Origin of the sequence: Desulfuromonas soudanensis (assembly GCF_001278055.1) — a bacterium.
GTDB classification, from domain to species: domain Bacteria; phylum Desulfobacterota; class Desulfuromonadia; order Desulfuromonadales; family WTL; genus Deferrimonas; species Deferrimonas soudanensis.
The window spans coordinates 2,438,592-2,451,712 of the sequence record NZ_CP010802.1 but is presented as its reverse complement, the minus strand read 5'-3'; the positions used below and the strand labels follow the sequence as shown (position 1 = coordinate 2,451,712).

Here is a 13,121-nt window from a genome sequence, read left to right as displayed (position 1 = left end):
GGAGTTTTCCATGTCCCCCAAAGTCGCCCTGATCACCGGCATCACCGGCCAGGATGGTGCCTATCTCGCCGAATTCCTGCTGAAAAAGGGATACATCGTCCATGGCATCAAGCGCCGTGCCTCCCTGTTCAATACCGACCGCATCGACCACCTCTATCAGGATCCGCACGTCGAGAACCGCAACCTCGTCCTCCACTACGGCGACCTCACGGACTCGACCAACCTGATCCGCATCATCCAGCAGGTGCAGCCCGACGAGATCTACAACCTCGCGGCGATGTCGCACGTGGCGGTCTCCTTCGAGACTCCCGAATACACCGCCAATGCCGACGGCATCGGCACCCTGCGCATTCTCGAGGCGATCCGCATTCTCGGTCTGGAAAAGAAGACCCGCTTCTACCAGGCGTCGACCTCGGAACTCTACGGGCTGGTGCAGGAGACCCCGCAGAAGGAGACGACCCCCTTTTACCCCCGCTCGCCCTACGCCGTGGCCAAGATGTACGGGTTCTGGATCACCGTCAATTACCGCGAGGCCTACGGCCTTTTTGCCTGCAACGGCATCCTCTTCAACCATGAATCGCCGGTGCGCGGCGAGACCTTCGTCACCCGCAAGATTACCCGGGCCGTGGCCCGCATGGTCCTTGGCCTGCAGGACTGCCTCTACCTCGGCAACATGAACGCTCTGCGCGACTGGGGGCACGCCCGGGATTATGTCGAGGCCCAGTGGTTGATGCTGCAGCAGGAGGCGCCGGAGGACTTCGTCATCGCCAGCGGCGTGCAGTATTCGGTGCGCGATTTCGTCAATGCCGCCGTGGCCGAGCTGGGGCTCGCCCTGCGCTGGGAAGGGGAGGGGGTCGACGAGATCGGTATCGTGGCGACGGTGGACGAAAAGAGAGCTCCGGAGAGCGCCCGCGCCCTGGCGGGGAAAACCGTCGTCCGCGTCGATCCGCGGTATTTCCGGCCGACGGAGGTGGAAACGCTCCTCGGGGATCCGACCAAGGCCCGGGAGAAACTCGGCTGGCAACCGAAGACCACCTTTGCCGAGCTCGTCTCGGAAATGGTCCTTTCCGATCTGGAGGATGCCCAGCGGGACGAGCTGTGCAAGACTCACGGCTTCAAGGCCTTCGACTACCATGAATAAAATCGTCTACCGCCAAAGGACCTCGAAACCCGGGAGAGGGCGATGAATTTCATGGAAAAGAGTGCGAAAATCTTTGTCGCCGGTCACGGCGGCCTGGCTGGTTCGGCCATCGTCGCCCGCCTCAGGGCTGAAGGCTACGACAATCTCCTCCTGCGGACCCGGGCCGAGCTCGACCTCCTCGACCAGGGGGCGGTACGGGCCTTTTTCGCCGCCGAGCGCCCTGAGTACGTCTTTCTCGCCGCGGCCAAGGTGGGGGGGATTCACGCCAACAACACCTACCCGGCGGAGTTTCTCTACGAGAACCTGACGATTCAGGCAAACGTCATCCACAGCGCTTACCTCGCCGGCGTCAGGCGTCTCCTTTTTCTCGGCTCCTCCTGCATCTATCCGCGCCTCGCCCCGCAGCCGATGCAGGAGACCGACCTCCTCACCGGCGAACTTGAACCGACCAACGAGCCGTACGCCATCGCCAAGATCGCCGGACTCAAGATGTGCGAGGCCTACAACCGCCAGTACGGCACATGCTTCGTGGCGGTGATGCCGACCAACCTCTACGGCCCCGGCGACAACTTTCACCCGGAAAATTCCCATGTTCTCCCCGCCCTCATCCGCCGCTTTCATGAGGCCCGTCTCGCCGGAGCCCCTGAGGTGATTGTCTGGGGGAGCGGCAGGCCGCTGCGGGAGTTTCTCTACATCGACGAGATGGCCGACGGCTCTCTCTTCGTGATGAATCTCGACGAGTCGACCCTCGCCGAGCACCTCCTGCGTTATCCCAGGCCCTGCTTCGTCAACCTCGGCAGCGGGGTCGAGGTCTCCATCCGGCAGCTGGCCGAAACGGTCCGGGAGGTGGTCGGCTACGGCGGGAGACTGACCTTCGACGCCAGCAAGCCCGACGGGGCGCCGCGCAAGCTCCTCGACGTCTCGGCCATGAAGGCTCTCGGCTGGGAGGCGAAGGTGTCCCTGCGCCAGGGGGTGGAGGAGACCTATGCCTGGTTTCTGAAGAATGTTGATCGGGTGAGAGGCTGAAGGGAGAAGGGAGAAGCTGTCCCTTAATTAAATTAACAACTTGATTGATCTTCGGTTCCGTAAATCGTAAGATTCACCGCTTGTTGAAATGTTGTTGTTTTATCCTGCAAGGGGAACCCGTTGGATCCGATCCAGAGCTGTTACATTTTCATGACGGCGCTCTTTGCGGCGCTGATCATGGTGCCGCCGCTGCGCCGCTGGGCGCTGGAGAGCGGCAACGTCGATCAGCCCGACGCCCGCAAGGTGCATACGGTGGCGATTCCGCGCATCGGCGGCATCGCCATTTTTGTCGCCTTCCTCCTTTCCTGCCTGGTTTATGTCGATCTGCTCCCTCCGGTCCGGGGGATCCTCGCCGGGGGGCTGGTGATCTTCAGCACCGGGCTCATCGACGACATCTCCGGCCTCACCGCCAGGCGCAAGTTTCTCGGCGAGATCGTCGCCTGCCTGGTGACCGTCTTCGTCGGCGGCCTCCAAATCCATACCCTCGGAAACCTCTTCGGAACAGGGCCGATTCTTCTGCCGCCCTGGGCCGCCGTCCCCTTTACGGTCTTCGCCGTCGTCGGGGTGATCAACGCCATCAATCTCCTCGACGGCCTCGACGGACTGGCCGGCGGGGTCTCGGTGATCGCCCTGACCTCCTTTGCCATCCTTGCCTATCACAACGGCAACACCTCGGCGGCGATGCTCTGCATCGCCCTCCTCGGGGCCCTTCTCGGCTTTCTCAAATACAACTTCTTTCCGGCCCGGATCTTCATGGGGGACACGGGGAGCCTGGGACTCGGTTTCATGCTCGGATTTCTGGCGGTCTATCTCACCCAGATGCCGGACTCCCGGGTCAGTCCGGTGGTGCCGGTGGTGATCCTCGGCCTGCCGATCCTCGATACCCTCTGGGTGATGAGTCGACGGCTGCTGCACCGCCTCTCCCCCTTCGCCCCCGACAAGACCCACCTGCACCACAAGTTCCTCGATCTCGGCCTCGAGCACCGCTTCACGGTCATCTTCATCTACGGCATCTCCCTGGTCTGGGGGACGGTGGCGATCCTTTTTCGCGACACCGAAGGGCATCTGCTCCTTTTGACCTACCTCGGGGTGACCCTCTTCCTCTATCTGCTGCTCCGCGCCATGCTCCGCCACCCGGAGCGCTTCACCTTTCTCCGCCTCGACAGCGCCCAGGGGATCCGCCAGGCGGTCCGGTACCGGCAACTGGCCGGAATCATCGACACCCTGGCGCTGGGGCTTTTCCCGCTGCTGGGCGCCTATCTGGGGATGATCCTCTACGTGACCTTCGCCGGAGGGCAGGGGAGCTGGCAGGTGGCCGGCATCCTCCTTGCCGCCGCCGCCTTCCTCTGGATCCTCACCCGCGACCTGAAAAACTCCTATCTGCTGGCGATGCTCTTTGCCGGCGCCCTCGAGCTGACCTACGGCGTGGAGACCTACTATCTCCTCGATCCGACGGTGGGCGGATTCTTCCGCGAGGCTTCAAACCTGATCTTTCTGGCCATGGCCGTTCTCGGCATGCTCAAGCTCTTCTTTCGCCTGGACGGCGATTTCTTCATCTCCACCGTGGATATCCTCATTTTGGGGTTGCTGGCTTTTCTCTCAATCGTTTTCCATCATCTGGCCGTCTCCTTGGACCTCTCCCTGACCCTCCTCAAGGGGGCGGCTTTGTATTTTGCCCTCAAGGTGGTCGCCGGGCGCTATCGTTTCCGGTGAAGACTTGTTCTCCGCGGAGGACGCGGAGAATTTATGATTAAAGACTCAACGCAGAGAGCGCCGAGAAAGGCCGGAGAACGGAGAGAAGAGCAGAACCGGAAGCTTTTTGGTTTAACCCCAGTGGCCATTAAGGGCTTGTTTCACGCGACGACGCGACGAAAATCTCTGCTCCTGCCCCAGATCCTTTAAGCGTTGCGTCGTTGCGGCGTCGCGTGAGGCAGGGTTAGGTTAGGTAGGCAGCTTTTCTCCTTCGACTCGTTTCTCTCCCGATTTGACAAGTCGCATCATCGACAGTACTCTTGATCGTGCTGATAGAAAGACGTGGCCGGAGGTGTGACGTGAAGACGATTGCGGCGAACGAATTGAAGACGCGGGGGGTCTCCTCCATCGAGAAGGCCCTCGAAAACGGCGCCGAGGCGATCATTTCCGTGCGTGGACAGGATCGCTATGTGGTCATGGACATGAAGGAGTACAATCGCCTGAGGGTCTGCGAACTCGAAGCCGCTCTTTACGAAACCCGACAGCAACTTTCCCGCGGCGAGTTTCTTGAGGAGAGCGTCGATGAGCATCTGGCGCGAATCAGGAAGACCGCCGAATGAGCTGGCGGATCATTTATACGCACGGGTATCTGAAGCGCGCCGCCAAGTTCCTCAAACGACATCCTGAAATTCTCCCCCAGTACGAAAAGACCCTGAGACTCCTGGAACTCAATCCGTCGCATCCGTCCCTGCGTCTGCATCGTCTGGACGGCCCCCTGCGGGAACTGCATTCGGTGTCGATCAATCTCAGCTACCGGATCACTCTCGAGTTTTTGCTCGAAGACGGGAAAATCGTTCCGGTGAACGTCGGCAGCCACGATGAGGTTTTTTGAAAGGTGCTGGGAAGGAAGAAGGAAGAAGGGAGAAGGGAGAAGGGAGAAGGGAGAAGGGAGAAGCATCCGCCGCGGTAAAAGTGTCTTTTTCATATTTTGAGGTGTCGATTAATGATCATTCCCGTCATTCTCTCCGGCGGCGCCGGGACCCGCCTCTGGCCCCTGTCGCGGGAGCTTTATCCGAAGCAGCTCCTCCCCCTGGCCGGCGAGGACACGATGCTCCAGGCGACGGTGACTCGCCTTGCCGGGGTCGCCGGTCTCGGAGCACCGCTGGTGGTCTGCAACGAGGACCATCGGTTCCTGGTCGCCGAACAGCTGCGCGCCATTGCCTCTCCGGCGAGCGCCATCCTTCTCGAACCGGTGGGGCGCAATACCGCCCCGGCGGTGGCCGTGGCCGCCCTGCAGGCGCAAAAAGGGGGGGACGACCCGATCCTGCTGGTGCTCCCGGCCGACCACGTGATCCGCGACCCGGCGCCCCTCCGCGCCGCCATCGCCGCCGGGGCCGAACTGGCCGAAGCGGGGCACCTGGTGACCTTCGGCATCGTTCCGGCCACAGCGGAGACCGGCTACGGCTACATCAAGGCCGGCCCCCCGCTCCCCCCCGTCACAGGTCACCCGTCGCCCCTCACCGCCTTCACCGTGTCCGAGTTCGTCGAAAAGCCCGATCTGGAACGGGCGCGGGGATATGTGGCGGCGGGGAACTATTTCTGGAACAGCGGCATGTTCCTGTTCCGGGCCAGCCGCTTTCTCGAGGAGCTGCAGACCTTTGCGCCGGAGATCCTTGCCGCCTGCCGGAAGGCCATGGCCGAAGCCGTGCCGGATCTTGATTTCGTCCGTCTCGATGCCGCCTCTTTTGCCGCCTCCCCCAAGGACTCCATCGATTACGCCGTGATGGAGAAGACCGCCGCGGCCGCCGTGATCCCCCTGGACGCCGGGTGGAGCGACGTCGGGTCCTGGTCGGCGCTGTATGAGATCGGCGCCGCCGACGAAGACGGCAACGTCACCTTCGGCGACGTTTTGACCTGCGATGTCCGCAACTCCTATCTCTATGCCCAGACCCGGCTGGTGGCGGCCATCGGTCTCGACAACCACGTGGTGGTCGAAACCGCCGACGCGGTCCTCGTCGCCCACAAGGATTGCGTTCAGGATGTCAAGGCCATCGTCGAAACCCTCAAGAAGCAGAAGCGTCCGGAGGCCCTCCTTCATCGCCGGGTCAACCGCCCCTGGGGGGCCTACGAGTGCATCGACGCCGCCGAGCGTTTCCAGGTGAAGCACATCACCGTTCATCCCGGCGCGACCCTCTCGCTGCAGATGCACCATCACCGCGCCGAGCACTGGGTCGTGGTGCGCGGCACGGCCAGGATCACCCGCGGCGACGAGGTCCTTGTCCTGTCGGAAAACCAGTCGACCTACATCCCCCTCGGCGTCGCGCACCGCCTGGAAAACCCGGGGAAAATCCCCCTGGAACTCATCGAGGTGCAGTCGGGGAGCTACCTCGGCGAGGACGATATCGTTCGATTTGAGGACAGTTACGGGAGAAGCTGAAAAAACTTCAACGGGGAGAAGGTCCTGAGAGCGCTGAGGAGGGCAGGGCCAGAACCAAAGGCTTGTTTCACTCAACGACGCGACGACGCGACGAAAACCTCTGATCCAGTTTTAGATCCTGAAGCGTTGCGTCGTTGCGGCGTCGCGTGAGATAGGGATAGGTTTGGTCTTCAACGCAGAGAGCGCCGAGAAGGTCCAGAGAACGCTGAGAAGGGCAGGAACAGAAACAGCAGCGTTTTTTTTAACCTTAAGACCAGATGTTCTCAGCGTCCTCCTTCTTTTCTCTGCGACCTCTGCGTTGAAAGTTTTCGATTTCAAAACTCCGTCGAAGGGTTCCAAATGAATTTGACCTGTTTCAAAGCCTACGACATCCGCGGCCGCCTCGGCGAAGAGCTCAATGAGGAGATCGCCTACCGGATCGGCCGGGCCTACGCCGCCTGTCTCAAGCCGGAGAGGGTGGCCATCGGGCGGGATATCCGCCTGTCGAGCCAGGAACTCTGCGCCGCTCTTGCCCGCGGGCTCTGCGACGGCGGAGCGGATGTCTTCGACATCGGCCTCTGCGGGACCGAGGAGATCTATTTCGCCACCTTTCACGAGAAGCTCGACGGCGGGATCATGGTCACTGCCAGCCACAATCCCCTCGACTACAACGGCATGAAACTGGTGCGGGAGGGGGCGCGGCCGATCAGCGGCGATACGGGGCTCGAAGCCATCCGCGCCCGCGCCGAAAAGGGGTCTTTTCCCCAGGGGAGAAAAAGGGGGACGGTCCGGCCCCTGGAGAGCAAGAACGCGTATATCGATCACCTCCTCGGTTACGTCGATTTGCAGCGGCTCAAAAATCTCAGGGTGGTGGTCAACGCCGGAAACGGCTGCGCCGGGCCGGTCATCGACCGCCTGAAGAATCATCTCCCCTTTGAATTCATCGAACTCCACCATGAGCCGGACGGCGCCTTCCCCAACGGCATCCCCAATCCGCTCCTGCCGGAAAACCGCGCCGCCACCACGGAGGCGATTCTCTCCACCGGCGCCGACGTCGGCATCGCCTGGGACGGCGACTTCGATCGCTGCTTTTTCTTCGACGAGCGGGGCGTTTTCATCGAGGGGTACTACATCGTCGGCCTCCTGGCCGAAGCCTTTCTCGCCCGGTACCCCGGCGCCAGGATCATCCACGATCCCCGCCTGACCTGGAACACCGTCGATGTGGTGACGGCTGCCGGCGGCGTTCCGGTGATGAGCAAGACCGGCCACGCCTTTATCAAGGAGCGGATGCGCGCCGAGGATGCGGTCTATGGCGGCGAGATGAGCGCCCACCACTACTTTCGCGACTTCGCCTACTGCGACAGCGGCATGATCCCCTGGCTTCTCGTGCTGGAATTGATGTCGGCGACGGGAAAAACGCTTTCGGAGTTGGTCGGAGCGCGCATGCGTCTCTTTCCGGCCAGCGGCGAGATCAACCGCACCCTCCTTGATCCGGGGGCGGCCCTCAAGGCCGTGGAGGAGCGTTACGCCGGGGAGGGTCCGGCCGTAGATCGCACCGACGGCCTGAGCATGGAGTTTGCCCGCTGGCGTTTCAACCTGCGGATGTCCAACACGGAGCCGCTGCTGCGCCTCAACGTCGAATCCCGGGGGGATGAAGCCTTGATGCGGGAAAAGACGGCGGAGCTGCTGGCTTTTTTGGATAACTAAGTTAAAAGCTTCAACGCGGAGAGCGCAGAGAAGGGCAGGAGAACGCGGAGAAGGGCAAAATCGAAAGCTTTTTTTGATTTAATCCCAGGGCCCATCAAGGGATTGTTTCACGCGACGGCGCGACGACGCGACGAAAATCTCTGAGCCTGCCCAAGATCCTGAAGCGTTGCGTCGTTGCGGCGTCGCGTGAGGCAGGGTTAGGTTTGGTCTTCAGTTACTCTTACAGTGATAATCATATGACTTTACTGGAGGTGGGGATGAACAGGTTGAAGGGAAAGAGGATTCTGGTCACCGGCGGCGCCGGGTACATCGGCAGCCACGTGGTCAAGGCTCTGGGCGAGGCCGGTTGCCAGATCCTGGTCTACGACAACCTCTCCACCGGCAACCGTTGGGCGGTTCTCCACGGCGAGCTGGTCGTCGGCGATCTCTCCGACCGTACGGCCCTGACCCGGGCGGTGGTCGGTTTCGCCCCGGAGGCGGTGATCCATTTTGCCGCCCATATCGAAGTCGGCGAGAGTGTCCGCGACCCCCTCAAGTATTATCGCAACAACACCGCCAACGCCCTGGGACTCCTCGAAGTGCTGCGCGGCGCCGGCGTCGGCTCCCTCATCTTCTCCTCGACGGCGGCGGTGTACGGCATCCCCGAGAGCATTCCCGTCAAGGAGGACGCGCCGCTTTCGCCGATCAACCCCTACGGGGCGAGCAAGGCGATGACCGAGCGGATCCTCGCCGATCTCGCCTGCGGGGACGGGGCCTTTCGCTATGTGGCGCTCCGCTACTTCAACGTCGCCGGCGCCGATCCCTCAAGCCGCATCGGCCAGGATTACAAGAATCCGACCCATCTGATCACCCGCGCCCTGAAGACCGCCGCCGGGGTCTATCCCCGCCTCGAAGTTTTCGGCACCGACTACCCGACCCCCGACGGCACCTGTATCCGCGACTATATCCACGTCGACGATCTGGCGTCGGCCCATCTGGCCGCCCTCGGCCATCTCCTCGGCGGCGGCGACAGCTCGGTCTTCAATTGCGGCTACGGCCACGGGTCCTCGGTGCGGGAAGTGATCGCGGTGGTGCGGCGGGTCACCGGGGTCGATATCCCGGTGGTGGAGGGGGCGCGGCGCGAAGGGGATCCTCCGGCGCTGGTCGCCGACAGCTCCCGGATCAGCGCCGCCCTCGGCTGGACGCCGCGCCACGACGACCTCGAGTATATCGTCCGTACCGCCTGGGACTGGGAACGGGCCTTGGCGTCCCGAGCGGTCGATTCCCGACCTTGATACCCCTCCCTTTTTCATTGCTGTGAGTTCGGGTGACTCGCGGTCCCGGTCGAAGCCAGGTATTAAATCAGATTTTCTTTTGATTTGCCGGTCGGTTGGGCTAGAATAGCTTCCGTTTGCTTTGTTGTGTTCTGTCCGTCAGGGAGGATTGATGATGAAAAACCGTCGGTTTCGGGTTGCCCTTTTCGCCTTTTTTCTACTTATGGCCCTCTGTCCCGAGGGGGCCCGGGCGCAGAACCGCGACCATTCCCTTACGTTCTCCCCCATGGCCGGCGGTTACCGCTTCGAGGGGAACCAGGGGATCGACACCGGCCGTTTCTACAGCCTCGGCCTCGGTTACAACCTCAATAAACACTGGGGGATCGAAGGGGTGGCCGAGATGGTCGACACCGAATTCGAAAAGACCGACACCGAGCTGCGGCTCTACGGCGCGCGTCTGGATGCCCTCTACCATTTTCACCCCCAGGGACCCTTCGTCCCCTACCTGATCGCCGGGTTGGGAGGGGCGCGGGAGGTCTCGAACCTCCCCGGAACCAATGTGGGGGGGGTCGTGACCACCGGCCTCGGCCTCAAGCTCTTTCTTAACAATTTTATTGCCCTGCGCCTCGAGGCGCGCCATGTCCTCGATGTCGATATCGACCGTGATCTGAAGATCCACGGGGCCTTCAACAACCTCGTCTACGGCGGCGGGCTCTCCCTTCAGTTCGGCGGCGGGGAAATGGCCGCGGCACCGAGCGACTCCGACGACGACGGGGTGATCGACTCTCTGGACCGCTGTGCCGCCACCCTCTCCGGAACGCCGGTCGGCCCCGACGGCTGCCCTGCCGACAGCGACTCCGACGGCGTCGCCGACGCCCTCGACCGCTGCGCCGACACCCCTCCCGGGATTCTCGTCGATGGCAGCGGCTGTCCGAAAATGCTCGGCGTCCTCGACAGCGACGGCGACGGTATCGCCGATGAGACCGATTTCTGCCCGGCGACTCCCCAGGGGACCCCGGTGGACGAAGCCGGCTGTCCGAAGACGATCAAATTTGTGGACAGCGACGGCGACAGTGTCGCCGATAACCACGACGAATGCCCCGGGACACCGAAGGGTACGGCCGTCGACCCGAGCGGCTGCCCTCCGGACAGCGATGGAGACGGCGTCTACGACCTCCTCGATCGCTGCCCCGACACCCCCCTCGGGAGCGCGTGGACGACCGGGGCTGCGAAAGTGCCGCCCTCGGCGGGACCGATGCGGCAGATAAGGGCGTGGCCGAGGTCGAGATCGAATATCTCCGGGGTGAGGCGGACTTCTCGGCCAGGGATGCAGCCCGGCTGCAGAGTCTGGCCGACTACCTTGTCAGTCACCCGGAGGCGCGGCTGGTGGTCGAGGGGCATACGGACAGTGTCGGCCCCGCGGCCTTCAACCTCCAGCTTTCCCTGATTCGCGCCGAAAAGGTCCGGCGCACCCTTATCGAACGGTACGGGGTTTCCGCCGAGCGGGTTGAGGCCAGAGGCTTCGGTGAAAGTCTGCCGCAAGCCGACAACAGCACCCCCGAGGGACGCCAGAAAAACCGGCGCGTTCTCGTTCGACTCCTGCGCTAGTCTTCTTTTTGTACATTTTGAAAACGTTTGGAAGCCGACGGTCCTGCCGTCGGCTTCCTCTTTCTGCACCTCCCAGCGAAACGGAAGCCCCTTGACTGACACCCTTGAATTTTTTGCCACCGCCCCCCGCGGCGTCGAATCCCTCCTCGCCGCCGAACTGCGCGCCCTCGGCGCCGAGGTGATCGCCGAGACCGGCTCCGGCGTGAGCTTTCGCGGCCCCCTCGAGACCGGCTATCGGGCCTGCCTCTGGTCGCGCCTGGCCAGCCGCATCCTCCTGCCGCTGGCGCGTTTTCCCGCCTTGACGCCGGAGGAGGTTTACAGCGGTGCGGCGTCCATTTCCTGGGGAGACCATCTCGAATCCGACGGCACCCTGACCGTCGACTGTTCGCTGCGCCACTCCCCCCTGACGCACAGCCATTACGCCTCTCTCAAGGTCAAGGACGCCGTCGTCGACCAGTTCCGCGACGCCTGCGGAGTGCGCCCCTCCGTGGCCCGGGAGCGCCCCGACCTGCGCATCAATCTCCATCTCGAGCGCACCGAGGGGGTCCTCTCCATCGATCTTTCCGGGGAGAGCCTGCACCGCCGCGGCTACCGCGAGGAGGGGATGGCTGCCCCCCTGAAGGAGAACCTGGCAGCGGCCATCCTCTTGCGCTGCAACTGGCCCGGGATCGCCGCCGCCGGCGGGGGGCTGGTCGACCCCATGTGCGGCTCGGGGACGCTCCCCATCGAGGCGGCCCTGATCGCCGCCGATATCGCCCCCGGTCTGACCCGGGAGCATTTCGGTTTTCTCGCCTGGCTGGGGCACGATGCCTCCCTCTGGGAGCGCCTCCTCGAAGAGGCTAGCCTTCGTCGCGACCAGGGGCTCGCCGCCCTCCCGCCGATCGCCGGCTACGATGCCGATCCGAGGGCGATCCGCGCCGCCCGGGCCAACGCCGCCCGGGCCGGGCTCGCCGAGCGGATCTCCTTCGAAGAGCAGGAGCTCTCCGACCTGAAGGCTCCTCCCGGGCAGGACGGGGTTCCCGGCCTGCTGGTGGTCAACCCCCCCTACGGCGAGCGCCTCGGTGAACTGCAGGGGCTCAAGCCCCTCTACGCCACCCTTGGCGAGCGGCTCCGTCAACACTTTTCCGGCTGGAAGGCGGCGGTCTTTACCGGCAATCCCGAACTCGGCAAGGCTCTGGCCATGCGCAGCCGGCGCATCCATTCCCTGTTCAACGGCGCTCTGTCCTGCCAGCTCCTCCATTTCGACATCGACCCCCAGTGGTTCTACCGCGAGCCGGTGATCGCCGTTCCCGGCGAATCGCCCCGCTGGGGCGAGGGGCCGCAGATGCTCGCCAACCGGCTGGCCAAGAACCTGAAGAATCTCGGCCGCTGGGCCAGCCGCGAGGGGATTTCCTGCTATCGTCTTTACGATGCCGATCTCCCCGAGTATGCCGTCGCCGTGGACGTCTACCAGGACTGGGTGCATGTCCAGGAGTACGAGGCCCCCAAAACCATCGATCCGAAGCTGGCCGCGACCCGTCTGCAGGAAGCGATGGCGGTCATCCCCGTCGCTCTCGGGGTGGCGCAGGAAAGGGTCTTTCTCAAGGTGCGCCGCCGCCAGAAGGGGAACGAGCAGTACCGCAAGCTCGACCAGACGGGGGAATTCCACGAGGTTGGCGAAGGGGCCTGCCGGTTTCTCGTCAATTTCACCGACTATCTCGACACCGGGCTCTTCCTCGACCACCGCCTGACCCGGGCCATGATCGGGGAACTCGCCGAAGGGAAGCGCTTTCTCAACCTTTTCGCCTATACCGGCACCGCCACCGTACATGCCGCCATGGGGGGGGCGCTCTCGACGGTGACTGTCGACATGTCCCGCACCTATCTCGGCTGGGCGAAAAAAAATATGGCGCTGAACGGTTTTGCCGACCGTCGCCACGAATTCGTCCAGGCCGACTGCCTCGAGTGGCTCGCCACAAGCCGGCGCCGCTTCGGCCTCATCTTTCTCGATCCGCCGACCTTCTCCAATTCCAAATCGGTGGAGGATAGCTTCGATGTCCAGCGCGACCATGTGGCGCTGCTGCAGAGCACCGTCGCCCTTCTCGAACCGGAGGGGGTGCTGATCTTCTCCAACAACAACCGGCGCTTCAAGATGGACAGGGAGAGTCTTCCCGGGCTGGAGATCGAGGACATCAGCCGCCGGACGATCCCGAAGGATTTCGAGCGCAGTCCGCGGATCCACAATTGCTGGAAAATCCGCCGCCTTTGACGTCTGAAAGCTTTACCTGTCCTGAGAGGG

Annotated in this window: 11 protein-coding genes; all 11 read left to right on the top strand. The window is 63.1% G+C overall.

What is annotated here, in order from left to right; genetic code table 11:
* The first annotated feature begins 10 nt into the window (after positions 1 to 10).
* Positions 11 to 1,141 (top strand): GDP-mannose 4,6-dehydratase, encoded by a 1,131-nt coding sequence (gene gmd, locus DSOUD_RS11035; protein ID WP_053551064.1) that lies wholly within the window; start codon positions 11 to 13, stop codon positions 1,139 to 1,141.
* A 51-nt stretch (positions 1,142 to 1,192) separates the two neighbouring features.
* Entirely contained in the window at positions 1,193 to 2,167 is a 975-nt protein-coding gene (locus tag DSOUD_RS11030; protein ID WP_053552369.1) for a GDP-L-fucose synthase family protein, read from the top strand.
* Between the two features lie 120 nt (positions 2,168 to 2,287).
* Positions 2,288 to 3,880 (top strand): MraY family glycosyltransferase, encoded by a 1,593-nt coding sequence (locus DSOUD_RS11025; RefSeq protein ID WP_053551063.1) that lies wholly within the window; start codon positions 2,288 to 2,290, stop codon positions 3,878 to 3,880.
* A gap of 338 nt (positions 3,881 to 4,218) precedes the next feature.
* Positions 4,219 to 4,479 carry a type II toxin-antitoxin system Phd/YefM family antitoxin gene (locus tag DSOUD_RS11020; protein ID WP_053551062.1) on the top strand — a complete coding sequence of 87 codons (261 nt, stop codon included), beginning with the start codon at positions 4,219 to 4,221 and terminating at the stop codon, positions 4,477 to 4,479.
* A complete protein-coding gene (locus DSOUD_RS11015) occupies positions 4,476 to 4,751 on the top strand; it encodes a type II toxin-antitoxin system RelE/ParE family toxin (RefSeq protein ID WP_053551061.1) in 276 nt (91 codons plus the stop codon). Before DSOUD_RS11020 ends, DSOUD_RS11015 begins: the two co-directional genes overlap by 4 nt.
* Positions 4,752 to 4,862: 111 nt before the next feature.
* Positions 4,863 to 6,296, top strand: coding sequence for a mannose-1-phosphate guanylyltransferase/mannose-6-phosphate isomerase (locus DSOUD_RS11010; protein WP_053551060.1), 1,434 nt, complete (start codon positions 4,863 to 4,865; stop codon positions 6,294 to 6,296).
* 339 nt (positions 6,297 to 6,635) lie between these two features.
* Positions 6,636 to 7,982, top strand: a complete 1,347-nt coding sequence (locus DSOUD_RS11005; RefSeq protein WP_053551059.1) for a phosphohexomutase domain-containing protein — start codon at positions 6,636 to 6,638, stop codon at positions 7,980 to 7,982.
* A gap of 257 nt (positions 7,983 to 8,239) precedes the next feature.
* Entirely contained in the window at positions 8,240 to 9,256 is a 1,017-nt protein-coding gene (gene galE, locus DSOUD_RS11000) for a UDP-glucose 4-epimerase GalE (RefSeq protein WP_053551058.1), read from the top strand.
* A gap of 151 nt (positions 9,257 to 9,407) precedes the next feature.
* A complete protein-coding gene (locus tag DSOUD_RS10995) occupies positions 9,408 to 10,682 on the top strand; it encodes a porin family protein (protein WP_053551057.1) in 1,275 nt (424 codons plus the stop codon).
* On the top strand, positions 10,574 to 10,843 hold the full coding sequence (locus DSOUD_RS17915) for an OmpA family protein (protein ID WP_232426541.1): 270 nt from the start codon (positions 10,574 to 10,576) through the stop codon (positions 10,841 to 10,843). The genes DSOUD_RS10995 and DSOUD_RS17915 overlap by 109 nt, the downstream gene beginning before the upstream one ends.
* A 91-nt stretch (positions 10,844 to 10,934) precedes the next feature.
* Positions 10,935 to 13,091, top strand: coding sequence for a bifunctional 23S rRNA (guanine(2069)-N(7))-methyltransferase RlmK/23S rRNA (guanine(2445)-N(2))-methyltransferase RlmL (gene rlmKL / locus DSOUD_RS10985; RefSeq protein ID WP_053551055.1), 2,157 nt, complete (start codon positions 10,935 to 10,937; stop codon positions 13,089 to 13,091).
* Positions 13,092 to 13,121: the final 30 nt, after the last annotated feature.